This is a genomic window from Micromonospora yangpuensis (assembly GCF_900091615.1).
GTDB lineage: Bacteria > Actinomycetota > Actinomycetes > Mycobacteriales > Micromonosporaceae > Micromonospora > Micromonospora yangpuensis.
Genome location: NZ_FMIA01000002.1, coordinates 5,542,066 through 5,565,693 on the forward strand (window position 1 = coordinate 5,542,066; position 23,628 = coordinate 5,565,693).

Here is a 23,628-nt window from a genome sequence, read left to right on the forward strand (position 1 = left end):
CGCCTGGGAGGTGCGGTGATGCGTGTGCTGTTCAGCGGCCGGGCGAAGCGCGACTACCTCAGTGACGCGCTCACCCTGCTGTCCGGGTGGACCCGCGAGGGTGAGCAGATCCGCCGCACGCTGGTGATGGACGACGCCCAGCACGCGGCCCTGACCGAGCGGGTCAAGGTCGTCTCGGACGCGCTGCACCTGCGTCCGGAGATCAGCCGCCGGGCCGACGAGACGCAGATCTGCGTCGGGCACCCCGACGACCGGCCGTTGTCCGAGGGTGAGGTCCTGCTGGCCGCCCGCATCGAGGACGCGTACCGCGCCGTCACCGCGCCCTGAGCATCCACCTGCTCCCGCCTCCCCGGCTGGATCCGACCTACCCGTCAGGCTAGGACCTCAGGCCGCGTCACGCTGTCCCGGTGCCGACTCCCACCACCGGGTACGCCATGACTGGCCGCGTTGGCATGCCCCCTTTACCGTCGAAGACATGGCAAACGCGACGTACGACCGCAAGGAGCAGTTCCAGCAGATCCAGAGCGGGCTGCTCGACGGGGAACAGATCATCGCCGTCTACGACGCGGTGGGCACCGGGACCGGATTCATCGGCCTCACCGACCGGCGCGTGATCATCCAGGACCGCTCCTTCGTCGGGAAGCGGTACGCGATCACCAGCATCCCGTACTCGAAGATCACCAGCGTGAGCGTGGTGAGCAACAAGTCCTGGGGCGGCTCGTTCTTCTCCAGCGGGTCGATCGCCATCCACGTCGGTACCCACACCTACGAGGTGGAGTTCCGGGGCGACCAGAAGAGCCACCACGTACACAACGTAATCCTCCACTACATCTCCTGAGGTGTAAGGAAGGGCCCCCTGTTAACGCTTTCGGTAGAGAGGGGTTCCCCGCTCACCCCCGAGCCGGCGACCCGGCCCGACGGGCGCCACGGAGCCAGCACGGAGAGTGATTGGTGCAGCGCCTACGGCCCGGACCGACGGGCGGCGGCCCCGACCCGACGGACGCGGCACAAGCGGCCCGACCCGACGGACGCGGCACAAGCGGCCCGACCCGACGGACGCGGCGGAGGCAGCGCGGGGACGGTGACGTAGCGGGGTGGGCGGCGCTTGGGATACTCGACGTATGCGGAAGTGGATCTCCAGAACGTGGTCGGGTGCGTGGACGTTCTGGCGGTCCGACGGGCATCCGGTCCGGCGTCGCCTGCTCCGGGCCGGTCTCGCCCTCGCCCTGGCCGCCGGTCTCGGCGTGGGCGCGGTGGTGGCCAGCACCGGTTGGATCCGCACCGGCGCCGACGGGCACCTCTACGCCGAGCACGACGTCCCCGAGGCGCCGGTCGCGCTGGTGCTCGGCACCAGGGTGTACCCGGACGGGACGCCGTCGCCGTTTCTCGCCGGTCGGTTGGCGGTCGCCCAACGGCTGCTGGAAACCGGGAAGGTCCAGGCCATCCTGGTCTCCGGCGACAACATGAACCACGACTACAACGAGCCCGAGGCAATGCGGCGCTGGCTGGTCGAGCAGGGCGTACCCGCCGAGAAGGTGGTGCTCGACTACGCCGGTTACGACACGTACGACTCATGTGCCCGGGCCAAGCGGATCTTCGGCGTACAGCAGGCGACCGTGGTCACCCAGACCTTCCACCTGCCCCGCGCGGTGACGGTGTGCCGCCGGCTCGGCATCGACGCCGTCGGGGTCGGCGACACGAGCGCCCGGGCCTACGAGCGAACCTGGCGGATCAGCTCCAGCCGGGAGTACGGTGCCGCCCTCAAGGCCGCCGTCGACGTCCTTTCCGGCCGTGACCCGAGCCGCCTCGGCCCCAGCGAGAGCACCCTGGACGACGCGCTGCGCACCAGCTGACCAGCGGCCGAGCACCGCTCGGGCGGTCCGCCCCTCGGGTCCTCGGCCGCCCGGGTCCTCGGCCGCTCGGGCGGCCAGCAGAACAGCCGGTCGGCCCCGCTCGGGCGGTCAGCAGAGCATCCGGTCGGCCGCTCGGGCGGCCAGCAGAACAGCCGGTCGGCCCCGCTCGGGCGGTCAGCAGTTCGGGGCCCGCCAGAACTGGGTGTCCCGGTTGGCGACGTGGACGTGGTCGTCGTGGCCGGGATATCCGGGGCCGAGGATCTCCCGGAAGCCGCAGGTCCGGGCCGTCCGCCACAGTTGGCACTGGCTGGGCCGGCTGGCCAGCCCCAGGTCGGCCGCCTTGCCGAAGGTGTGCAGGCTGTTCGTGGCACCGCCGACCCGGCTGTTGCAGGAGACGCTCCGGAAGCCGGAGGTGATGACGATCGGCCGGTCGCCGAGCTTGTGGCGCAACGCCTCCAACTGCCACATCACCAACAGCAGATTCTGCCGTACGACACTGGCCGGAACCGCCCCACCTGAGAAGCCCGTCTCACCGCAACCGCCGGTGAATTCCGGGTACGAGAAATGCGTCGGCGTACAGTCCTGTTTTTGTAGGGAATAAATGATGTTGAACGTTTCCGGGCCGGCGGTCCCGGTGGTGTTCTGCAGCCCGTAGCCGGCCTTGAACCGGCGCACCGCCGCCGCCGTGGCCGGGCCGTAGACGCCGTCGACCGCGAGCGTCTCACCCTGCTCGACCCAGCCGGAGATGCGGATCTGCAACTGGGTGACGTCCGGGCCGGTAGCACCTTGCGACAGGGTGCGGGTCCAGGTGAAACAGGCGTCGCTCGGGCCGACCGCCGCGCTCGTGGCCGACTCCCCCACGGCGCTGCCTGAGGTACGGTCCGCAGCGGACGAACCCAGCGCACAATTGACTGAAAGCATTCTGAAGACACCATCGAACATGACCGACTCCAAGCGGTTGGAAACACGCCGTCCGAGGCTGCCAGCAGTGAGTCGACTGCACTGGAAAGCCGCCCTGAGTCCAGAATGCCGCGCCCTTTCGGCCATATCAAACAATTTCGCCTGCCGCAGGTCAACCGCAATTTTGACGCACCCGTGACGCATCGTGTGCCATTCTGTCGCCGGCCCTGCGGCGATCGCCTGACCGGGGACCGACAACCCCGGCAACCACCACACCGGAAACCGAAAGGCGTCCGACCAGAAAGGCGTCCGACCAGGACCGAACGCGCCCCGTCAGCCGCTCAGGCCGAGGGCGGCGAGGGCGGCGGTGAGGCCGGCAGCCCGGACGACCGGGTTCCAGCCGTCGCGCTCGCGGAGCCCGACCACGCATCCGCCGGCCGCGAGGCGGACCCGGATGAACTGGTCCGGATAGTGGCGGGCCAGCCGCAACAACGCCGCCACCGGGTCGACGGCACCACCCGGCTCCGGGCCGGGCACCGGCACCTGCGGCACCGCGAGCGGCACCATCAGATCGGTCGGCACGGCGGCGTGCGCCGCGCCGTCCAGCATCCGCAGGCAGAACCCGACGGCCGCCTCGACCGAGGGCAGCCCGGGTGGGCTGATCCGCTCGTCCGGCGTACCCGGGGCCACCAACTCCACCGACCACCAGCAGCCACCTTCCCGCAGCGGCTGGTCGGGGTCGTACCGCTGGTCGGTGACGCTGACCGCCGCGTCGAGGCCGAGGCCGGCGGCGAGCCGGAGCAGCGCAGACAGCGGTGGGGCCGACGGTCGGACGGCCGCGACCATCAGCCGGGCGGCGGGCCGGCCCGCCGCCGCGTCGCGGACGAATCGGGTAAGCGCCGGATCGGTTGTCCCATCCCCGACGACCAGGCCTTCGCGCAGGTCACGGTGGATCGGCAGGCCACCGTCGGCGTCGGTCAGGTCGACCGGGCGTACGCCGAAGGCCGCCGCCCGATCCGCCAACCGGTACCGGTCACCGAGGCGCAGTACCGGCGGACCACCCGGCCACCCACCGACGGGTACGCCCGGGGCAAGGTCGTCGGCCGACCACAGCTCGTGGGTGGCGGCCCCGCTCAGGTCGGTCACGGTGACCACCGCCGCCTCGTGTACCCGGCCGCTGTCGCCGCAGCTCACGCAGGTGACGTCGGACGCCTCCAGGCCGGTGCCGGCACAGTGCCCACAGTCGGGTCCGCCGTCGGCGTCGCAGCGGCAGCGGCGTAGCCGGGTGCCCGGCACACAGTCGGGACACCGGCGGTGGCCGATCGGCTGCCCCTGCCAGGACGGTGCCGGCGGTTCGCCGGCCCGGACCAGGGTGTCCCGTCGCGACCAGGTCACCTGCCCGGTGTCGGTGGCGTGGATCTCGTCGACCGGTGGGCCGGCCCGCAGCCGGACGTACCGCCACCGGCCGTCCCGCCACACGGCCTGCGCACCGGGTGCGCGGCGCAGCAACATCCGCAGCCACCACGCCGTCCAGCGCGGCCCGGCCGCCGTCCGGTCCGGTTCGACCGCAGTCCGAGGCGGTCCGGCACGCCTCGGGGTGATCGCGTAGGCCGGGGCGTCCCGGCCTCGCTCCCGCAGCCCGGCGAGGGCGGCGAACGGACCGGTGCCGGCGAGCGCCGCTGCCAGGTCGTCGAAGCCGCCGTCGGGCAGGTCGGGCACCCGTCCACCGGGCACCTCGAACCGGACGTACCAGCGCGGGCCGCCCGGCCCCCGGCGGACCTCCACGACCAGGTCGAGGCAGAGCAGGTCGGCGAGCCCACGCAGCCGGGCCAACGCCCGCGCCGGCTCCGGGTCCGCCGGCCCGCCCGGGGTGCGCCCGACGAAGATCCGCCACGGCCGGTACGACCGCCACGCGATCGCCCTCGCCACCAGCGCGTCCCGCCGCTCTGCCGGCAGGTCCGGCCGGTACTCGTGGTGCAGTGGCAGCACCAGCGAGAACGGCTCGACCTGCGGCGGCGGCACCCCGACCTCGGCGGCCAACCCGGCGAGCAGCGGTCGCAGCGTCACCTGCCAGCCACCGGTACCGTCCGGGGTCGGCGCGATGCTGCCCGCCACCACACTGGCCGAGGCGACCGCGCCGGTGTCCAGGTTGGCCAGGGTCAACACGAGCTGCGCCCGCCGCCGACCCACCCCGTCGCAGTCGGCGCAGGCCCGCACCACGGTGCCGACCCCGTCGCAGCGCAGGCAGTCCCGGTACGCCTCGCCGGCGAACTCCCCCGACCGGTAGACCAACCGGTCGCCGCCGATCCGGCACAGGCAGGGCAGCACGCTGAACGTCAGTCCGGCGCAGGACGGACACTCGACCACGTTCACCGGGGCACGCTCCCGGCGCACGGCCCGTCGTGGCCGACCCGCAGCGCGCAGCGCCGGCCGCCGCCCAGCCGGGCGTCACAGAAGACCCGATGGCGTACGCCCTGCTCGTCCTCGTACGACACGGTGATCTCCCCCGGGTCGGTCTGCGCCAGCACCGTCGACCAGCGGGCCAGCACCCGGGCCAGCCGGACCGCACCGGGCAGGTCCCCGGCGACCACCGGCAGATGGATCACGAACCGGTCGGCCATCAGTACACCCGCTGGTTCGCCTCGCGCCGGGCGTACTCGGACTGCCAGGTCCGCAGCGCGTCCCGGACCCGCCCGGCCTCCTCCCGACTGGAGTCCAGCCGGTCGTAGAGCACCGCCAGGTCGTCGGCGACCTGCCGCAGGAACTCGTGTACGTCGACCGGGTCCAGCCCTCGCCGGAACAACCCGACCGTCCGGAACCGCCGCCACCGCACCTGCCACGGCCGCACCGGCGCGTACCTCGACCGGTACACCCCCGGCCGCTCGGGCTGATCTCCCCACCAGCTCCTGAGCCCCTTACCCATCCCGCTCCCGCCTCTCCATCAGCACCTGGAGGGGCGGCCCGCCCGGTCCCGACGGGCCACCCCGGCCCTGTCCCCGCAGCCCAACCCAGCAGTACGCAGACAGGACCCGCCTATGCGATCGCTTTGTCTCGTCCGAGGGACACCTGACTTCGTTACGGTCCGCAATCGCACGGTTGACTATAGGCACAGACGTGCAGGGGTGCAAGCCCCTAGACGGCTAGGGGCACAGGGGTGCCTTTCTGAAGGGGTCGCGAGGCTATCGGCATGACGATCGATCCGCGCTCGCATACGCCGGTCTACGTGCAGCTCGCCGACCTGCTACGCGAGCAGATCGAATCCGGAGAACTCGCCCCGGGGTCGACGCTCGCCAGCGAGAACCGCCTGACCCAGGAGTACGGCATCGGCCGCGAGGCCGTGCGAATGGCGATGGCAGCCCTACGCGCCGAGGGCCTCGTCAAAACGATCAAGGGACAGGGAACACTGGTCCGCGAACGACTACAGCGCCACGATGTCGAGTTGGGGCCGGGCGGCTCGGTCATCGCCCGCATGCCCACCGGCACTGAACGCCGCGAGATGGATCTCGACGAGGGCGTACCAATCCTGGAGATCCACAGCCCAACCGGTGAAGTCCAGATCCTCCCCGCCGACCAGACCCGGGTCACCCGAGCGAAGTAGGCCCGACATAAGGCCGCATATCGGACCACCAGCCGGCTTGATCCACTCGGTTGTGCCGAAATGGCGGTATCCAGCGCCTCTGGATACCGCCATTTCCGCCCAACCGTGTTGATCGAGCGGATCCGGCACCCGTTGGCGCCGTGGGGAAGCGGTCAGGTCGGGGCGAAGGGCCGCCCGGGAGCACCCTTCGGGGCAACCCGCCCCTCAACGTCACCCAGGGTAGGTGCATGGTCGCGCATTGCTGTGACTTGCCGTACCCTCCCTTGTGTTCGGAAGCAGGTGGGCCGTACGACCAGGAACCGCGAGAACGAGCAGGGAGGTTCGATGAGCGCTGGGCAGGTTCTTGCCAGGCTGGCCGCAGCAGCACAGAAACTGGACGAGGCGAAGGCCAAGACCGTTGCCGCCGTCCAGGACGTCGAGGAGGCCCGGAATCTCACGGCCGGCGCGCTCGAAGGAATCGGCGGCGCACAACTCATCGGCATCATCGACGCCTGCCGGCAGGCACTCGGCCAGGCCGCTCAGGCCGCCGACCCCGCCAAGCAGCACGTCCAGGAGACCATGACCCGGGTGCAGGCCCTGGGCAGTTGAGCCGGGGCAGACTTCCCGGACGCACCATCCCACGACAAAGGAACGCTCGGACTTCTCCTCGTGGCCGGCCGCACCGAGCGTCCGCCTGAGCTTCGATCAGCACGAAACCAAGGAAGCCACTGTCGTCTATTTATCTTTCGGTGATCCAATAGTCGCTTTGCGTGCGGCAGCTCGAATACCCTCCCTGGTGCCGGTGCCACTGACCGGGTCGCCCACGGTGACTCATGGACGAACCGGGAGGCTTGGTGAGCGTTGCTCAGATACTGGCCGGGCTGGCGGGGGCGTTACGGAAGCTCAACGACGCCCGAGCCAAGATCAGCGCCGCGGCTGAGGACACGGAGCAGGCCCGTACCCACACCGCGGCCGCCCTCGAAGGCGTGACCAGTGGGCGGCCGATGAGCGCCGTCACGGCGTACCAGATGGCTTTGACCGAGGCCGCCGAGAGCATCTTGCCGGCCATCCAGCACGTCGAGGAGACGGTGGGCCAGGTGTACGCCCTGGGAAACCACTCGGGGGTGGCGGTGGCACGAACGGTCGTCCACCCCCCACGATCCGGCCGTCCGCACCGTACCCGGGCGATGTTGACCTTCCCGGTCAGGGCGAACGGCGGGCCGCGCGCTCTCGCGAGGAACAGGGCGCACCCGCGCCGAGACGGCGCCGGAAGGCCGTCGACTCCCAGCAACTCACGGTCGGCGCGTCGGTGGCGGCCTGGGGCTGGGGCAGCTTTTCCGAGTACCTGTCGGCCCACCCCAAGACATTCTTCAACATCATCATGGGCGGGGTCGTGGCCTGGGCGTCTGTCAAGGCGTTGAAGGAGAGCCGGGAGGCGAACAGGGGGGACCCCGATGGAGATCGACGACCAGGTTGAGGAGAAGGTCCGAGACACGCTCCACTGGGCGGTGAAGCGCCAGGACCGCGATTTCGACGCGGCACTGGCCCGCTTCTCGACCCGCGCCGAACGATCAGCGGCCCTGGAGTTGCTGGTCGCGATCAGCCGGTTCGTGACGTACGACCTCTGCGCCGGCACCCCGTCCCCGGGCCAGGTGGCGGCGCTGGCGGCCGAGATTGCGGTCGCGGAGTCCTGGTCGGGTCTGTCGAGCGACGAGGTGGGTTCCTATCTCGACCTGGTGACCCGGGGTGACCTGGCCCAGGACCAGCTCACCGGGGAGGCCTTCGTCGTCCTGTCCTTCGTCGTCAGCGCCAGCCTGTTGGCGATGCGCCCCAAGCAGGAGGGCGAGTGGTGGTTCGACTACCTCGACCGGGTGGAGTCGGCTCTCGAAGCAGCCGGCTAGCGCCGGCCGGGTGCCGGCTGCGGGGCCGTCGTCCCGCCCGGTCCCTGGTGCCGCGGGTCGCCGTGGGTGGCGGGTGCCCGGTAGCTGGTGGTGTCCACCGTGGATCCCGTGCCTGCACCTGCGCCTGCGCCGCCGTGCCGCAATCCGGCGACCGCCGCCGTACTGGGTGAGAGCGGCAGATCCTCGATCCGTACCCGTTTGGGTGCGGGCTGCTCCAGCAGATCCTCGATCCGTACCCGTTTGGGTGCGGGCTGCGGGGTGCCGGTCCCAGCCTGCGGGTGGGGCTGCTGTGGGCCCCGCAGACTCGCCGCAGCCGCCGTGTCGACGGCCGTCTGCTGGCGGTTCATCGCCTCGTCGGCGGCCTGCATCGCAGCGGTGAGGCTGTTCGCGTACCTGAAAAGGTTCTGCGCGAACGCGTCGTACTTCGGGTTCTCTCCCGCTCGTTCGAGTTGCGGCAGACGCCAGCCCAGCTGCTTGTCCCAGCTGGCGAGCCTCCGCTCCATCTCAGCCCAGACCTGCGGATCCGCGAGGTTGCCGTACCTGGGGTGGTTGATCGGGTCGGTGATGTCCTTGCGGTCCATCGATCCTCCGCGAGCTGTCTTGATCCGCTCCGAACCCTCGCGAGCCTACCGGTCGAGCGCTTCACCTGCCCGGACGCGACGGATCAGACCACCGTTACCGATCATGCTCGACCTGGACCGGCTGGTCCTCGGGCCGGACGAGCTGACAGGCGTCCAACCCCTCCGGTTGCCCTGAGAAGTCGCCGTACGTGGGGTGGCTTCGGCCCGGATCCAACAGTGCCGCCGCGTGGCGCGCTGCATGTGCACGCCCGCATCATGCACCGACGAGAATAGTTGCAATGACCTTGACAAATGGATGCTATCCGACAGATCGCAATATCAGGGCTGCCTGCCGCCCCTGCCGATCGATACGGTTATTTGGCGCGCAAGGCAGCCGGGGACCCGAAATCCGTTCACCAGAGAATCGGGGAAAGTCATGCAGTCAAAGACCAAGAACTACTCACGATTCGCCATCGTGATCGCCGCGATGCTGGCCGCCGTATTCGGATTCAGCTCGAACACTGGAAACAATAACCAGAACTGGAGCTGACCCGTCCGCCGATACGCCGGTTGCCCCGCCATCCAGGGGCAACCGGTATATCAGGCCGAACAGTTGCCCACCGGCATCGAGGTCGAACGGGAGATGACGATCCGGCTCGACGAGCGAAACGTCCGATCGAACCGTCGAACTACGCAAGTACGCGGAAGCCGGTATCGCCTACTACTGGCGCGTCGAGGACGAGGACGAGTTACCGGTCGTGCACGCGTACGAACTCGACGCACCCACCCGGGTGCTACGCGCCGACCGGGATCCACCGCCGCGAGCTGCGCAGCGCCACCCCGTTCCCGATCACGCTCGACCTGGACAGGTTGGTGCCCGGCCGGCCGATCTGAACGCGGGCCGCCGCCACGAACCGGCTCCGGCCGCCCCGGTCACAGCCCGATAATTCGAACCCGCTGCCCGCAAAGCTTGACCATGTCGTCCCCATCAGAGGTCAAGACCACCACCGGCCCGGGAAGCCGCAGCGCCACCTCGGCGACCATGGCGTCGATGGCGTACTTGTGCCCGTGTAGCCCCGCTTCCCTCAGGAGGCTGGCGCTGCGATGGACAGTTTCCTTCGTCACCGGCTCCACCCGCATCCGGGACAAAAGCCAACCCAGCCGTGCGATGTCCACACCGCCATACGACACCTCGACGATGGTGGCAGCCGACATGGCGAGATCAACCCCGTCGCGCTCTGCCTGCTCCAAAAGCCGCATCACCTTGCGGTCCCGATCGATCCACGAAGAGAAGCCCTGCGAATCGAGCACCAGCGACTCGATGCTCACGCCGCGTGCCTCATCCCCTCGGTGCCATGCAGCAGCGCCTGGGCCTCGGCCATCTCCTGATCGGTGAAGGCGCCGAACTCACCTTGGTAGGCGTCCAGTTCCTCTCGCAGAAGCCTGCGCCGCTCGGCGCGCTCGGCCAACTCGGTCAGGTAACCGGAGACGTTGTCGGTGTGCGTCTTCATGCTCTCCAACAGCTCCGCCGGCAGCGTGATCGTGACCTTCTTCGTCCTCGCCATTCAGTGACCACACCATGGTGTTACCGCTGGAAATCGGCCATCAAGCTCAGCTCAGACGTTGAAGCGGAACTCCACCACGTCGCCGTCCTGCATGACGTACTCCTTGCCCTCGATGCGGACCTTGCCCGCCGACTTGGCCGCCGCCATCGCACCGGCCGCGACCAGATCGTCGTAGGAGACCACCTCGGCCTTGATGAAGCCGCGCTGGAAATCGGAGTGGATCACCCCGGCGGCCTCGGGGGCGGTCGCGCCGACCGGCACGGTCCAGGCCCGCGCCTCCTTCGGCCCCGCCGTGAGGTACGTCTGGAGGCCGAGCGTGCGGAAGCCGACCCGGACGAGCTGGTCCAGGCCCGGCTCGGACTGGCCGATCGACTCCAGCAGCTCGCGGGCCTCGTCCTCGGGCAGGTCCACCAGCTCCGACTCGATCTTGGCGTCCATGAAGACCGCCTCGGCCGGGGCGACCAGGGCCCGCAGTTCGTCGAGGAACTCGGCGTTGCCCAGTTCGGCCTCGTCGACGTTGAAGACGTACAGGAAGGGTTTGGTGGTGAGCAGGTGCAGCTCGCGCAGGTGCTCCAGCTCGATCTTGGCGGCGGCGGCACCCGCGTACAGGGTGGTGCCCCCGTCGAGCAGCTCGACCGCCTGCTTGGCGGCGGTCACCGCGGCGGCCCGGTCCTTGCGGAGCTTGGCCTCCTTCTCCAACCGGGGCAGCGCCTTCTCCAGGGTCTGCAGGTCGGCGAGGATCAGCTCGGTGTTGATCGTCTCGATGTCGTCGGCCGGGGAGACCTTGCCGTCGACGTGCACCACGTTCGGGTCGGAGAAGGCCCGGACCACCTGACAGATCGCCGAGGCGTCGCGGATGTTGGCCAGGAAGGCGTTGCCCCGGCCCTGCCCCTTCGACGCGCCCCGGACCAGGCCGGCGATGTCGACGAACGAGACCGGGGCCGGGAGCACCTTCTGCGACGAGAAGATCTCGGCCAGTTTGCCCAGCCGCTCGTCCGGCAGCCCGACCACGCCGACGTTGGGCTCGATGGTGGCGAACGGATAGTTCGCCGCGAGCACGTCATTCTTGGTCAACGCGTTGAACAGAGTGCTCTTGCCGACGTTGGGCAGGCCGACGATGCCGATGGTGAGACTCACGACGGGTCAGTCTACGCGTCGCCCCACCCCGGCCCCGTCCAGCACGGTCGGCTCGGCCGCCGGCAGCCCGCGCGGGACGGTCCTCGGCGGTTCCCGATGCTCGCTCGACGGCAACTCCCGGGGCCCGGTCGGCAACTCCCGCGGCGCAGTCGACAGCAGCTCCCGCGGCGCGGCGGTCGACAACTCCCCCAAGGCGACCGAAGGCAGCTCCCGCGGCGCGGCGGTCGACAACTTCTCCAGGGCGACCGAAGGCAGCTCCCGCAGGGCAGCCGAAGGCAGTTCACGCAGAGCGGCGGTGGGCAGGGTGAAACGCTGGTCGGCGGCCGGATGGGCGGCGTACGACTCGCCGAGCAGCCAGCGGATCTCGTCGGTCGTCCAGCCCAGCCCGGAGCGGGCGGCGATCTCCCGCACCAACCGGCGGCCCGCCCGGGTGTCGTCGTCATAGAAGCGAAGGCACCAGTGGTGGGCCCACATGCCGAGGGCGCGCAGCCCGTCGGCCTCCAACGACGCGGCGAGCCGGCCGCAGGCGGTGTCGGGGAACGCCCGCGCCGGGTCAGCCGTCCGGTCCCGCTCCATCGCCCCGTACGCCGCCGGGGCGACCGCCCGCATCCGGTCGTAGAAGCCTTGGAGTACGGCGCGGTCCAGTCGCGTCGAATCGGATCGCATCAGCGGACACCTCGCCCGGCCACGCTCGCCATCACCCGCACCCTTCTTCAGTTTGGTGGCGGGACCGTACCCTCCCCGACCGACACTTTCCTGCCCGGCCGTCCCGTTCCGGCCGATGCTCTACTGCCCGGCCGTCCCGTTCCGGCCCGGCGTCGCCCGGCTGAGCTGCACGGTCGACCAGGTGAGAAGGGGACCCTGCTATACCGAAAGCGTTAACAGGGGGCCCTTCCTTCAGGTCTGAAAGCCGCGAGCGGGGGGTGGGGCGCAGGAGGGAGGATCGGGGGGTGCAGGAGTTGGACTTCGAGCGGTGCTACCGGGCCGTGGACAGCCGGGACCAGCGGTTCGACGGCTGCTTCTACACCGGGGTGACCTCGACCGGGATCTACTGCCGGCCGTCCTGCCCGGCGGTCACCCCGCGACGGCGCAACGTCCGCTTCTTCCCGTCCGCCGCCGCCGCGCAGGGGGCCGGGTTGCGGGCCTGTCGGCGGTGCCGGCCGGACGCCGCGCCCGGCTCGCCGCAGTGGGACGCCCGGGCCGACGTGGTGGGGCGGGCGGTGCGGCTGATCGCCGACGGGGTGGTGGACCGGGCCGGGGTGCCGGGGCTGGCCAGTCGGCTCGGTTACACCGAGCGGCACCTGCACCGGATGCTCCGCGCCGAGCTGGGGGCCGGGCCGCTCGCGTTGGCCCGCGCCCAGCGCGCGCAGACCGCCCGGATCCTGATCACCACGACCGGGCTGGGGATGGCCGAGGCGGCGTTCGCGGCCGGGTTCGGCAGCGTCCGCCAGTTCAACGACACCATCCGCGCGGTGTACGGGCTCGCCCCGTCGCAGCTGCGGGCCGATGGCGGCACCGGAACGCCAGGCACCGGAACGCCGGGCACCAGAGCACCGGGGATCGGAACGCCCGGCACCGGCGGCATCACGCTGCGGTTGGCGTACCGGCCGCCGTTGCACGCGGAGTCGTTGCTGGACTTCCTCGCGGTGCGGGCGCTGCCCGGCCTGGAGGAGGTACGCGACGGCACGTACCGCCGGGGGTTGCGGCTGCCGCACGGCGCGGCCGAGGTGGCGCTGACGCCCGCCGACGGGCACGTGTTGGCCACCCTGCGCCTGGCGGACCTGCGCGACCTGGCCCCGGCGGTGGCCCGCTGCCGTCGCCTGCTCGACCTGGACGCGGACCCGGTCGCCGCCGACGCCACCCTGGCCGCCGACCCCGCCCTGGCCGCGTCGGTGGCGGCCGAACCGGGGGTACGCCTGCCGCGCGCCGTGGACGGCTTCGAGATCCTGCTGCGCGCCCTGGTCACCCAGCAGATCTCGCTGCCCGCCGCCCGGACCACCCTGACCCGGCTGCTCACCGCCGTCCCCGCCGCCGGTCCACCGACCTTCCCGACGACCGAAGCCGGTCCACCGACCTTCCCGACGACCGAGGCCGGTCCACCGGTCTTTCCGACGGCCGAACAGGTGGCCGCACTGCCGGACGCGGCGTTCGGGATGCCGGTGCGCCGGCGGGAGACGATCCGGGCGGCGGCCCGGGCGGTGGCCGCCGGGGAACTCGACCTCGATCCGGGCGGCGACCGGGCGGAGACCCTCCGGCGGCTCAGCGAGCTGCCCGGCATCGGGCCGTGGACGGCCGGCTACGTGGCGATGCGCGCGCTCGGCGACCCGGACGTCTTCCTCCCCACCGACCTCGGGGTACGCCGGGGGGCCGCCGCCCTCGGCCTACCCGACGACCCGAAGACCCTCGACGCGTACGCCGAACGCTGGCGCCCCTGGCGGTCGTACGCGGTGATCCGACTATGGAGAGCAGCATGACCACGAGCAGCACGACCACGGGCAGCACGACCACGGGCAGCACGGCCACGGGCAGCACGGCCACGGGCAGCACCATCGACTTCGCCGTGCGGGACACCCCGGTCGGCCCGCTCGGCATCCTGGTCGGGCCGGACGGGGCGGTCCGGGCGGCCGGCTTCACCAGCGACCCGCAGACCCTGCTGCCGCTGGTGCACCCGGGTCTACGTGGGCCGGTGCGGCACCGTGCGGACCTCGGTCCGGTCACCGCCGCCGTCAGCGCGTACCTCGACGGCGACCTGACCGCGATCGACGCCGTACCGGTCGAGCAGCACAGCGGCGGGGCGTTCCTGGGGCACGCCTGGCGGGTGCTGCGCGAGGTGAAGCCGGGTGAGCCGGTGACGTACACCGGGTTCGCCGGGCTGGCCGGTCGTCCGCTGGCGGTCCGCGCCGCCGCGACGGCCTGCGCCCGCAACGCCGCCGCGCTCTTCGTGCCCTGCCACCGGGTGTTGCGCACCGACGGGACGCTCGGCGGGTACCGCTGGGGGCTGGCCGTGAAGGAATGGCTGCTCACCCACGAACGCCGCTGACGCCGGGCCGGGAGCAGCGGCCGGCACCCGGGCCGGTAGCAACGGCCGGGCACCCAGCCCGGGAGCACGGGCGGGAGCGGTCTCGCTGACGGCAAGCTGACAGCCGCAACTGTCACGTTTGCCGATACCGTCAGGAGGTGCCTGCGGAGCGCGACCGCGAGCCGGCCCCGAGGGCGAGTGCCGGTCGGATTCCGCCGGCCCGGGGTACGGGCGCCGGTCGACGGCTGGCCAACCTGTGGCGGCTGCGTCGTTACCTGCGCCCGTACGCCGTCCAGTTCGCTTGGTTGCTGGTCGCGGCGTTGACGGCGACCGCCGCGGGGCTGGCCGTACCCCTGGTGGTGCAGCGGGTGGTGGACGGCCCGGTGGCCCGGCAGGAGCCGGGCGGACTGCTCCGGCTCGGCGCGCTGGTGCTGCTGCTCGGCCTGGTCGAGGCGGCGTTGATCTTCATACGGCGGTGGATGCAGGCGGAGTCGTCGATAGGCATGGAGACGGCGCTGCGCGCCGACCTCTACGCCCACCTGCTGCGGCTGCCGACCAGCTTCCACGACCGTTGGCACTCGGGTCAGCTGCTCTCCCGGGCCGTCAGCGACCTGTCGGTGCTGCGCCGGTTCCTCTCCTTCGGACTCTTCTTCCTGGTGCTCAACCTGGTCACCTACGCCGCGGTGGTGGTGCTGCTGGTCCGGCTGCACCGGCCGCTGGGGCTGCTGGTGGCGGCGAGCGCGGTGCCGCTGTTCCTGATCAGCCGCCGGTTCGCCCGGCACTACCACGCCGCGTCCCGCCGGATGCAGGACCAGCAGGGCGACGTGGCCACCCTGGTCGAGGAGACCGCCCTCGGCCTGCGCACGATGAAGGCGTACGGCCGGGGACCGCAGCTGTCGGCCCGGTTCGGCGCGGGCGCGCGGGCGCTGCACGACATCGGCATCGGCAAGGCCCGGCTGTTGGCCCGCACCTCGGCCCAGTTCGACCTGGTGCCCAACCTGACCCTCGGCGGGGTGCTGGTGGCCGGGACGGTGCTGGTGGCCGACGGCCGGCTCACCGTGGGGGCGCTGGTCGCCTTCGTCAGCCTGCAACTGATGCTGATCTGGCCGGTCCAGTCGCTGGGTTGGATCATCGCCAACGGGCAGGAGGCCGCCACCGCCGCCGACCGGATCCAGGAGGTGCTGGACACCCGGCCGACCATCGTGGACGCCCCCGGCGCGATCGGCCTCCGGCGGACCGAGGTACGCGGCCGGCTGGTCTTCGACCGGGTCTCCTTCCGGTACCCGCAGAGCGCTGCGCCGGTGCTGCGCGAGGTGGAGCTGACCGTCGAGCCGGGCGAGACCCTCGCCCTGGTCGGGGCGACCGGCTGCGGCAAGAGCACCCTGTTGTCGCTGGTCCCCCGGCTGCACGAGGTCACCGGCGGGCGGATCACGCTGGACGGGCACGACCTGCGGGAGCTGCGCCTGGCCACGCTGCGGCGACTGGTGGGGGTGGCTTTCGAGGAGCCGACACTCTTCTCGATGTCGGTCTGGGAGAACCTCACCCTGGGTCGGCCGGAGGCCGACGAGGCGGAGGTCCGCGCGGCGCTGGTGCTGGCCCAGGCCGAGTTCGCGTACGACCTGCCGTGGGGGCTGGCCACCCGGGTCGGCGAGCAGGGGCTCTCGCTCTCCGGTGGGCAGCGCCAGCGGCTGGCGTTGGCCCGGGCGGTGCTCGGCCGGCCGGCGCTGTTGGTCCTCGACGATCCGCTCTCCGCGCTCGACGTGCACACCGAGGCGCTGGTGGAACGGGCGTTGCGCCGGGTGCTGCGCGACACCACCGCGCTGCTGGTGGTGCACCGGCCCTCGACAGTCGCGCTGGCCGACCGGGTGGCGTTGCTGGAGCGGGGCCGGATCACCGCCGTCGGCACCCACTCGGAGCTGCTGGCCACCGTCCCGGCGTACCGGGCGTTACTCTCCGCCGAGCCGACACCGACGCCGGCCTCGGCACCGACGCGGGCCTCGACACCGGTGTCGGCCTCGACATCGACCCCGACGTCGGTGCCGGCCTCGACGCCGACGGCCGGCCGGTCGGTCGGGGCGACGCCGACGGCCGGGCGTGGGTTGGTGTCGTCGTGACCGCCGCGCACCGCGCCGCCGGGGCGGCCAGCGGGGCGGTCGGCCCGCCGGCACCGGCGCGGTGGCGGGGCATCGCCACCGATCCCGACGCCGACCGCAGCCACGCCGAGGAGGACAGCCCCGAGGCGGTGGCCCGGCTCCGGGCCCGTAGCCGGGTGCTGCTGCGTGACCTGCTGCGCCCGTACCGGGGTCGGCTCGCGGTGGCGGTGGTCCTGCTGCTGGCCCAGAACGCCGCCGCGATGTCCGGGCCGTACCTGGTGATGCTCGGCATCGACCGGGCCGTGCCGCCGCTGCGGGCCGGCGACCCGGGGCCGCTGACCGCCGTCGCCGTCGCGTTCGTGGTCGCCGCCGGGATCGAGTACGCGGCCCGGCGCGGCTTCCTCACCCTGTCCGCCCGGATCGGCCAGGGTGTCCTGCTGGACCTGCGGCAACGCGTGTACGCCCACTTCCTGCGGCTCTCCGTGGCGTTCCACGAGCGGTACACCTCGGGCCGGATGGTCGCCCGGCTCACCAGCGACCTGGACTCGATAGGTGAGCTGGTCGACGGCGGGATCGACAGCCTGGTCCTGGCCGGGCTCAGCGTGGTGTCGGTCGCCGGGATCCTGCTCTGGCTGGACCTGCCGCTGGCCGCCGTGACGCTGCTCGCCTTCCCGGCGTTGTTCTGGCTGTCCCGCTGGTTCGCCCGCGCCTCGGCGGTGGCGTACCGCCGGACCCGGGAGGCGGTGGCGCTGGTCATCGTGCACTTCGTGGAGTCGTTGCGAGGCATCCGCGCGGTGCAGGCGTTCCGTCGGGAGCGCCGCAACGAGGAGATCTTCGCCGACGTCAACGACGAGTACCGGGTGGCCAGCCGGGACGCGTTCCGGCTGATCGCCGTCTACTCGCCGGGCATCCGGGTGATCGGCAACGTCACCGTGGCGGTGGTGCTCTGCTACGGGGGCCTGCGGGTGCTGGACGGGGCGACCGGGGTGGGGGTGCTCGCCGCCTTCCTGCTCTACCTGCGGCGTTTCTTCGAGCCGATGCAGGAGCTGAGCCAGTTCTACAACTCGTTGCAGTCGGCGACGGCGGCCCTGGAGAAGCTCGCCGGGGTGCTCGACGAACGGCCGTCGGTACCCGAGCCGGCCCGGCCGACACCGCTGCCGACCGGCCCCGGCCGGGGCGCGGTGGACTTCCGGTCGGTCACCTTCGGGTACCGGCCACAGTCGCCGATCCTCACCGGGCTGACCCTGTCGGTGCCGGCCGGGCAGACCGTCGCCCTGGTAGGTGCGACCGGGGCGGGCAAGTCGACGCTGGCGAAGCTGCTGGCCCGCTTCCACGACCCGGTCACCGGCGAGGTCCGTCTGGACGGCGTCGACCTGCGCGAGGTGGCCGACGCCGAGCTGCGCGCCGCGGTGGTCCTGGTCACCCAGGAGAACCACCTGGTCACCGGCACGGTCGCGGAGAACATCCGGTACGGCCGCCCGGACGCCGACGACGCCGCGGTCCGGGCCGCCGCCCGCGCGATCGGCGCGCACGACTTCATCACCGCACTACCTGAGGGGTACGACACCCAGGTGCACCGGCGCGGCGGCCGGCTGTCGGCCGGTCAGCGGCAACTCGTGGCGTTCGCGCGGGCCTTCCTGGCCGACCCGGCGGTGCTGATCCTGGACGAGGCCACCTCGTCGCTGGACGTGCCGACCGAGCGGCTGGTGCAGCACGCCCTGGCCACCGTGCTCGCCGAGCGTACCGCCCTGGTCATCGCGCACCGGCTGTCCACCGTGGAGACCGCCGACCGGGTACTGGTCCTCGACGGCGGCCGGATCGTCGAGGACGGTCCACCCGGGCAACTGGTCACCGCCGGTGGCCGGTACGCGACCCTGCACCGACAATGGCGGAACTCCCTGGTCTGAGGGCCCGCCGACCGGTGCCGGTTCACAGCCTGGTGACGCCAAGGTCATCGTCAGGACATCACCGAAGCTGACAGTGGGGCCACGTTTTCGCAGCTCAGAGGAGAACGATGGCACCTGTACCGCCGACCGACGCGGAACTCGACACCTTCATCCGCGCCCGGCTCGCATCCCTCGGCATCGACCTCGACCAACTCCCCGCCGGCAGCGTCGCCGACCCGGTCACCGGCTCCCCCGGCCGGGACTCCGTCCTGGCCTCGCTGCGTTCCTTCGTCCGCTCGACGGTCACCGCGCTGGCCGCGTACCAGCTGCCGGCACCGGCCGGCACCGACCCGACGCTGGCGATGGCGCTCTCCCAGCAGCCCGCACCGATGCTCTACCCCTCGATCAGCACAGAATGGCGGGCCTGATGAGCGCCGAACCGATCGACCGGACCATCGACCGGCGCGCCTTCCTGGCCCGTACCGCCGCCGTCGCCGCCGCCTCGGCGGTCGGCGCCACGATGACCCTGCCCGGCATCGCCCAGGCCGCGCCGGTGCCCCCGCCGAACACGAAGGTCAAGTGGAACCCGGCGCTGGACGTGCCGAACGCCTTCGTCAAGCCCCGGCCCGAGGCGGTCGCCGACCCCACCGAGCTGACCATCGCCGAGGCCGCCTGGCTGATCCGCAACGGCAAGCTCACCCCGCAGCAGCTCGTCGAGGCGTACCTGGCCCGGATCGAGCGCTACGAGGGCACCTACAAGGCGTTCAACCTGGTGGTCGCCGAGGCGGCGGTGAAGGCCGCCCGCCAGGCGGCCAACCGACCCAACCGGGGCGCGCTGCACGGTATCCCGCTGGCCGTCAAGGACAACTACTGGACCGCCGGGGTACGCACCACCGCCAGCTCCTTCCTCTTCGCCGACTTCGTACCGCCCTACGACGCCACCTCGGTGGCGAAGCTGACCGTCAACGGGGCGATCGTGCTGGGCAAGACGCAGATGGGTCCGCTGGCCACCTCCCGGGCCACCACCCCCGACGGGGTGGTCACCACGGTCAACGCCTGGACCCCGAACGACATCTCGGTCAACCCGGGCGGCTCCTCCACCGGCAGCGCCACCGCCGTCGCCGGCCGGCTCGCCACCAGCAGCACCGGCACCCAGACCGGCGGGTCGATCACCGGCCCGTCCAACGCGCAGAACCTGACCGGCCTCAAGCCGACCATGGGCCGGGTCTCGCTGGCCGGGATCATCCCGCTCAGCTACACCCGGGACCACCCCGGCCCGCTGGCCCGGGACGCCAAGGACGCGGCGATCATGCTGACCGCGATGGCCGGCGAGGACGCCGCCGACCCGCGCAGCCAGGGCCTGCCGCCGCTGCCCAACCTGATCAACGCGGCCACCCCGAAGCGCACCGGCAACACCGTGGTGATGCGCTGGAAGACCCGGATCGGGGTGCTGCCCGGCTTCACCGCCGGCACCTCGGCCACCGCCCTGGCCCGGCAGGCCTACCTGGACAAACTCGCCAGCATCCCGGACGCCACCGTGGTGCAGGTGCCGCTGCCGGCGGAGTGGGACCTGCTCACCGGCACCCCCTTCAACAACGTCCGGCTGCCCGAGCGCAGCGAGCCGTTCCTGCCGTACCTGCGCAAGGACCTCAAGGGCTTCGGGGTCTCGGTGACCAGCTGGTTGCAGGGCACGCTGCTGGGCGGCACCGAGTTCATCACCGGCCAGCGCGCCAAACTGCTGCTGATGGAGCGGGTGCTGGACGAACTCTTCGCCTCCTGCGACGTGGTGGTGCAGACCGGCCCGGTGCCCTTCGACATCCTCGGCCTGCCGGAGATCGCCTTCCCGATCGGCTTCGACGCCGCCGGGGTGCCGATCGGCACCATCCTCGGTGGCCTGCCGTACGGCGAGGACCGGCTGCTGTCGGTCGTGGCCGCGTACCAGGCGGTCACCGACTGGCACTGGCGTCGCCCGCCGGACCCGGCACCGGCTCCCCCGGCGACGGCCCGCGCCGCCGCACCGGCCGCGCTGCGGCTGACCGCCGAAGAGGTCGCCGAACTAACCCAGTGACCGACGTCGCGGGCGTCGCGGGCGTCGCGGGCGTCGCGGGCGTCGCGGGAAGTGAATCTTGGACACTTACCGTTCTATTTGGACGGTAAGTGTCCAAGATCTACCTGGCGAACGGGTGCCCGCGATACGCCGCGAGGGGACCGATGGTTCGGTTTTCCGGTCGGACTTGCAGACCGGCGGGGGTCAGGTCCCCGACGGTGCCGGGCCGGGTGGTCGGGAAGGCCTGTGCGGGGCCCGACGTGGCGGCTCTACGATCGGGCGATGACCGATTCGGCAAGGGCGGCCCGCGGTGGCGTGCCCGAGCGTCCCACCCTGGACGGCATCGAGCAGCGCTGGGCCCAACGCTGGCAGGACGACGACACCTACGCCTTCGACCGGTCGGCGGTGGCCGGCCGCGCCAAGGCAGCGGTAGCCGGTCGCGCCGAGGCAACGGGCCCGGGGACAGCAGCCGGCCGCGCCGGGGCAACGGGGTCGGGGACAGCAGCCGGCCGCGCCGAGGCAACGGGCCCGGGGACGACAGCCGACCGGGGCGCGGCCGGCCGCAACGTCACCCCGGGTGGCGGCCGTGGCGCCGCTCCGGGCAGCGGCCGCAGTGCCCGGGACGACGTGTACGCCATCGACACGCCGCCGCCGACGGTCTCCGGTGAGCTGCACATGGGGCACGTCTTCTCGTACACCCACACCGACATCGTGGCCCGGTTCCAGCGGATGCGCGGCAAGGCCGTGTTCTACCCGATGGGCTGGGACGACAACGGCCTGCCCACCGAGCGCCGGGTGCAGAACGTCTACGGGGTGCGCTGCGACCCGTCGCTGCCGTACGACCCGGAGTGGACCCCGCCGCAGGCCCCGGTCACCGAGGCGGCCCGCAAGGACCCGACGCCGATCTCGCGGCGCAACTTCGTCGAGCTGTGCCAGACCCTGACCGCCGCCGACGAGCAGGTCTTCGAGGCGCTGTGGCGGCGGCTCGGGTTGTCGGTGGACTGGTCGCTGACGTACACCACGATCGGTGCCGCCGCCCGGGCCACCTCGCAGCGGGCGTTCCTGCGCAACCTGGCCCGAAACGAGGCGTACCAGGCGGAGGCGCCGACGTTGTGGGACGTGGGCTACGCCACCGCCGTCGCCCAGGCCGAGCTGGAGGACCGGGAGCGCCCCGGGGCGTACCACCGGCTTCGGTTCACCGGGGCCGACGGGCGGGAGGTGCTGATCGACACCACCCGGCCGGAGCTGCTGCCGGCCTGCGTCGCGCTGGTCTGCCACCCGGACGACGAGCGGTACGCCGATCTGGTCGGCTCCTCGGTGCGTACCCCGGTGTTCGGGGTCGAGGTGCCGGTGCGCGCGCACCCGCTGGCGGACCCGGCCAAGGGCACCGGCATCGCGATGGTCTGCACCTTCGGTGACCTGACCGACGTGACCTGGTGGCGGGAGCTGGCGCTGGAGACCCGGGTGGTGATCGGCCGGGACGGCCGGCTGCTGGCCGAGCCGCCGGCCGGCGTGCCGGCGGGGCCGTACGCGGCGCTGGCCGGGCAGAGCGTCAACGCCGCCCGGCGGGCCGTGGTGGAGCTGCTGACCACGGCGGGTGACCTGGTCGGCGAGGTGCGTCCGATCACCCACCCGGTGAAGTTCTACGAGCGCGGCGACCGGCCGCTGGAGATCGTTTCGACCCGGCAGTGGTACCTGCGCAACGGTGGCCGCGACCCGCAGCTGCGGGCGGAACTGCTGGCCCGGGGTACGGAGCTGACCTGGGTGCCGGCGCACATGCGGCACCGCTACGAGCACTGGGTGGGCGGCCTCACCGGTGACTGGCTGGTCAGCCGGCAGCGGTTCTTCGGCGTGCCGGTGCCGGTGTGGTACCGGCTCGACGACGCTGGCGAGCCGGACCACTCCCAGCCTCTCACGCCTCCGGAGGTGATGTTGCCGGTTGACCCGTCCAGCGAACCCCCGCCCGGGTACGACGAGTCACAGCGCGGCCGGCCGGGCGGATTTGTGGGCGATCCGGACGTCCTGGACACCTGGGCCACCTCGTCGCTGACCCCGCAGATCGTCGGCGGCTGGGAGACCGACCCGGAACTGTTCGCCATGGTCTTCCCGATGGACCTGCGCCCGCAGGGGCAGGAGATCATCCGGACCTGGCTCTTCTCCAGCGTGGTCCGCGCCCACCTGGAGCACGGGTTGCTGCCCTGGCGGGACACCGTGCTCTCCGGCTGGATCCTCGACCCGGACCGCAAGAAGATGTCCAAGTCCAAGGGGAACGTGGTCACCCCGATGGCGCTGCTGGAACAGCACGGCTCCGACGCGGTGCGGTACTGGGCGGCCAACGGGCGGCCCGGCATGGACCTGGCCTTCGACCCCGCGCAGATCAAGGTCGGCCGGCGGCTGGCCACCAAGCTGCTCAACGCCTCGAAGTTCGCGCTCGGGCTGGGCGCGGCCGACGCGCTGCGCGCCCCGGTGACCGAGCCACTGGACACCGCGATGCTCGCCGAGCTGCGGAGCGTGGTCGGCGAGGCGACCGCCGCCCTCGACCGGTACGACCACACCGCCGCGTTGCAGGTCACCGAGGCGTTCTTCTGGCGGTTCTGCGACGACTACATCGAGTTGGTCAAGGAACGCGCCTACGGCACCGGGCCGGGGGCCGACTCGGCGCGGGCCGCGCTGGCCACCGCCCTCTCGGTGCAGCTGCGGCTCTTCGCCCCGGTGCTGCCGTACGTGACCGAGGAGGTCTGGTCCTGGTGGCGGTACGGCTCGGTGCACCGGGCCACCTGGCCGACCAGCTACGAGGTGGACCGGGCGATCACCGGCACCGGTGACCCGGCCCTGCTGCGGCTGGCCGCCGACGCGCTGAGCCAGGTCCGCCGGGCCAAGTCGGAACGGAAGCTGTCGATGAAGGCGGAGGTCCCGCTGGCCGAGGCGCTCGGGCCGGCCGCCCTGCTCGACCAGCTCACCCTGGTCGCCGACGACCTGCGCGCAGCCGGCCGGATCGGCAAACTCGACAGGCTGCCGGACCGCACCGACGAACTCGTCATCGCCTGCGCCTTCTGACCTCCGTGAAAGGAAGGGCCCCTTGTTAACGCT

Annotated in this window: 20 protein-coding genes and 4 pseudogenes; 15 read left to right on the forward strand and 9 right to left on the reverse strand. The window is 71.9% G+C overall.

All coding sequences use genetic code 11. The features are described from left to right. The first annotated feature begins 18 nt into the window (after positions 1-18). The 3 genes from GA0070617_RS24925 to GA0070617_RS24935 all read left to right on the forward strand — a co-directional run bounded on the left by GA0070617_RS24925 (position 19) and on the right by GA0070617_RS24935 (position 1,853). Complete coding sequence (locus GA0070617_RS24925; RefSeq protein WP_091443472.1) at positions 19-327, forward strand: 4a-hydroxytetrahydrobiopterin dehydratase; 309 nt, start codon at positions 19-21, stop codon at positions 325-327. Positions 328-475: 148 nt separating this feature from the next. Further along, positions 476-838 carry a PH domain-containing protein gene (locus GA0070617_RS24930; RefSeq protein WP_091443475.1) on the forward strand — a complete coding sequence of 121 codons (363 nt, stop codon included), beginning with the start codon at positions 476-478 and terminating at the stop codon, positions 836-838. 283 nt (positions 839-1,121) lie between these two features. Continuing rightward, positions 1,122-1,853 (forward strand): SanA/YdcF family protein, encoded by a 732-nt coding sequence (locus tag GA0070617_RS24935; RefSeq protein ID WP_091443478.1) that lies wholly within the window; start codon positions 1,122-1,124, stop codon positions 1,851-1,853. Between the two features lie 174 nt (positions 1,854-2,027). Here GA0070617_RS24935 and GA0070617_RS24940 read toward each other — a convergent pair whose 3' ends face one another. The 4 genes from GA0070617_RS24940 to GA0070617_RS24955 all read right to left on the reverse strand — a co-directional run bounded on the left by GA0070617_RS24940 (position 2,028) and on the right by GA0070617_RS24955 (position 5,676). Beyond that, positions 2,028-2,714: a D-Ala-D-Ala carboxypeptidase family metallohydrolase gene (locus GA0070617_RS24940; RefSeq protein WP_229688555.1), complete on the reverse strand. Its 687-nt coding sequence runs from the start codon at positions 2,712-2,714 to the stop codon at positions 2,028-2,030. Positions 2,715-3,086: 372 nt separating this feature from the next. Continuing rightward, positions 3,087-5,126 carry a hypothetical protein gene (locus tag GA0070617_RS24945; protein ID WP_139135758.1) on the reverse strand — a complete coding sequence of 680 codons (2,040 nt, stop codon included), beginning with the start codon at positions 5,124-5,126 and terminating at the stop codon, positions 3,087-3,089. After that, the gene (locus tag GA0070617_RS24950; protein WP_091443487.1) at positions 5,123-5,374 is read right to left on the reverse strand and encodes a hypothetical protein; all 252 of its coding nucleotides are present in this window, start codon (positions 5,372-5,374) and stop codon (positions 5,123-5,125) included. Before GA0070617_RS24950 ends, GA0070617_RS24945 begins: the two co-directional genes overlap by 4 nt. Next, positions 5,374-5,676 carry a DivIVA domain-containing protein gene (locus GA0070617_RS24955; protein ID WP_091443490.1) on the reverse strand — a complete coding sequence of 101 codons (303 nt, stop codon included), beginning with the start codon at positions 5,674-5,676 and terminating at the stop codon, positions 5,374-5,376. The genes GA0070617_RS24950 and GA0070617_RS24955 overlap by 1 nt, the downstream gene beginning before the upstream one ends. A 264-nt stretch (positions 5,677-5,940) precedes the next feature. On the opposite strand from GA0070617_RS24955, the gene GA0070617_RS24960 reads away from it, so the two are divergent. The 4 genes from GA0070617_RS24960 (at position 5,941) to GA0070617_RS24980 (ending at position 8,231) form a co-directional block, all read left to right on the forward strand. Continuing rightward, the gene (locus tag GA0070617_RS24960) at positions 5,941-6,351 is read left to right on the forward strand and encodes a GntR family transcriptional regulator (RefSeq protein ID WP_091443493.1); all 411 of its coding nucleotides are present in this window, start codon (positions 5,941-5,943) and stop codon (positions 6,349-6,351) included. 324 nt (positions 6,352-6,675) lie between these two features. Further along, on the forward strand, positions 6,676-6,939 hold the full coding sequence (locus GA0070617_RS24965; RefSeq protein ID WP_091443500.1) for a DUF6244 family protein: 264 nt from the start codon (positions 6,676-6,678) through the stop codon (positions 6,937-6,939). 224 nt (positions 6,940-7,163) lie between these two features. Then, complete coding sequence (locus GA0070617_RS32465) at positions 7,164-7,751, forward strand: DUF6244 family protein (RefSeq protein WP_373868395.1); 588 nt, start codon at positions 7,164-7,166, stop codon at positions 7,749-7,751. Positions 7,752-7,784: 33 nt separating this feature from the next. Further along, positions 7,785-8,231: a hypothetical protein gene (locus tag GA0070617_RS24980; protein WP_091443509.1), complete on the forward strand. Its 447-nt coding sequence runs from the start codon at positions 7,785-7,787 to the stop codon at positions 8,229-8,231. On the opposite strand, the gene GA0070617_RS24985 is transcribed toward GA0070617_RS24980, so the two are convergent. From GA0070617_RS24985 to GA0070617_RS25010, 5 genes and pseudogenes are all read right to left on the reverse strand, one after another. Beyond that, positions 8,228-8,812 carry a hypothetical protein gene (locus tag GA0070617_RS24985; RefSeq protein WP_091443512.1) on the reverse strand — a complete coding sequence of 195 codons (585 nt, stop codon included), beginning with the start codon at positions 8,810-8,812 and terminating at the stop codon, positions 8,228-8,230. The genes GA0070617_RS24980 and GA0070617_RS24985 overlap by 4 nt on opposite strands. Before the next feature lie 912 nt (positions 8,813-9,724). Then, a complete protein-coding gene (locus GA0070617_RS24995; protein ID WP_091443515.1) occupies positions 9,725-10,120 on the reverse strand; it encodes a PIN domain-containing protein in 396 nt (131 codons plus the stop codon). After that, positions 10,117-10,356: a hypothetical protein gene (locus tag GA0070617_RS25000; RefSeq protein WP_091443518.1), complete on the reverse strand. Its 240-nt coding sequence runs from the start codon at positions 10,354-10,356 to the stop codon at positions 10,117-10,119. Before GA0070617_RS25000 ends, GA0070617_RS24995 begins: the two co-directional genes overlap by 4 nt. 51 nt (positions 10,357-10,407) lie before the next feature. Next, complete coding sequence (gene ychF / locus GA0070617_RS25005; protein WP_091443522.1) at positions 10,408-11,493, reverse strand: redox-regulated ATPase YchF; 1,086 nt, start codon at positions 11,491-11,493, stop codon at positions 10,408-10,410. 243 nt (positions 11,494-11,736) lie between these two features. Continuing rightward, positions 11,737-12,159, reverse strand: a pseudogene (locus GA0070617_RS25010) (hypothetical protein); the annotation flags it as partial. A gap of 365 nt (positions 12,160-12,524) precedes the next feature. On the opposite strand from GA0070617_RS25010, the pseudogene GA0070617_RS32470 reads away from it, so the two are divergent. The 8 genes and pseudogenes from GA0070617_RS32470 to valS form a co-directional block, all read left to right on the forward strand. Continuing rightward, positions 12,525-12,938, forward strand: a pseudogene (locus tag GA0070617_RS32470) (Ada metal-binding domain-containing protein); the annotation flags it as partial. Positions 12,939-13,064: 126 nt separating this feature from the next. Continuing rightward, positions 13,065-13,967, forward strand: a pseudogene (locus GA0070617_RS32475) (DNA-3-methyladenine glycosylase family protein); the annotation flags it as partial. Further along, positions 13,964-14,533 (forward strand): methylated-DNA--[protein]-cysteine S-methyltransferase, encoded by a 570-nt coding sequence (locus tag GA0070617_RS25020; protein ID WP_091443528.1) that lies wholly within the window; start codon positions 13,964-13,966, stop codon positions 14,531-14,533. The pseudogene GA0070617_RS32475 and the gene GA0070617_RS25020, both read left to right, overlap by 4 nt. 137 nt (positions 14,534-14,670) lie before the next feature. After that, positions 14,671-16,491, forward strand: a pseudogene (locus tag GA0070617_RS25025) (ABC transporter ATP-binding protein); the annotation flags it as partial. Positions 16,492-16,622: 131 nt separating this feature from the next. Further along, positions 16,623-18,512, forward strand: coding sequence for an ABC transporter ATP-binding protein (locus GA0070617_RS25030; RefSeq protein WP_091443536.1), 1,890 nt, complete (start codon positions 16,623-16,625; stop codon positions 18,510-18,512). Between the two features lie 107 nt (positions 18,513-18,619). Next, positions 18,620-18,919, forward strand: a complete 300-nt coding sequence (locus GA0070617_RS25035) for a hypothetical protein (RefSeq protein WP_091443539.1) — start codon at positions 18,620-18,622, stop codon at positions 18,917-18,919. Next, positions 18,919-20,559 (forward strand): amidase, encoded by a 1,641-nt coding sequence (locus GA0070617_RS25040; protein ID WP_229688557.1) that lies wholly within the window; start codon positions 18,919-18,921, stop codon positions 20,557-20,559. The genes GA0070617_RS25035 and GA0070617_RS25040 overlap by 1 nt, the downstream gene beginning before the upstream one ends. 261 nt (positions 20,560-20,820) lie before the next feature. Next, positions 20,821-23,595: a valine--tRNA ligase gene (valS, locus tag GA0070617_RS25045; RefSeq protein ID WP_229688558.1), complete on the forward strand. Its 2,775-nt coding sequence runs from the start codon at positions 20,821-20,823 to the stop codon at positions 23,593-23,595. Positions 23,596-23,628 lie beyond the last annotated feature (33 nt).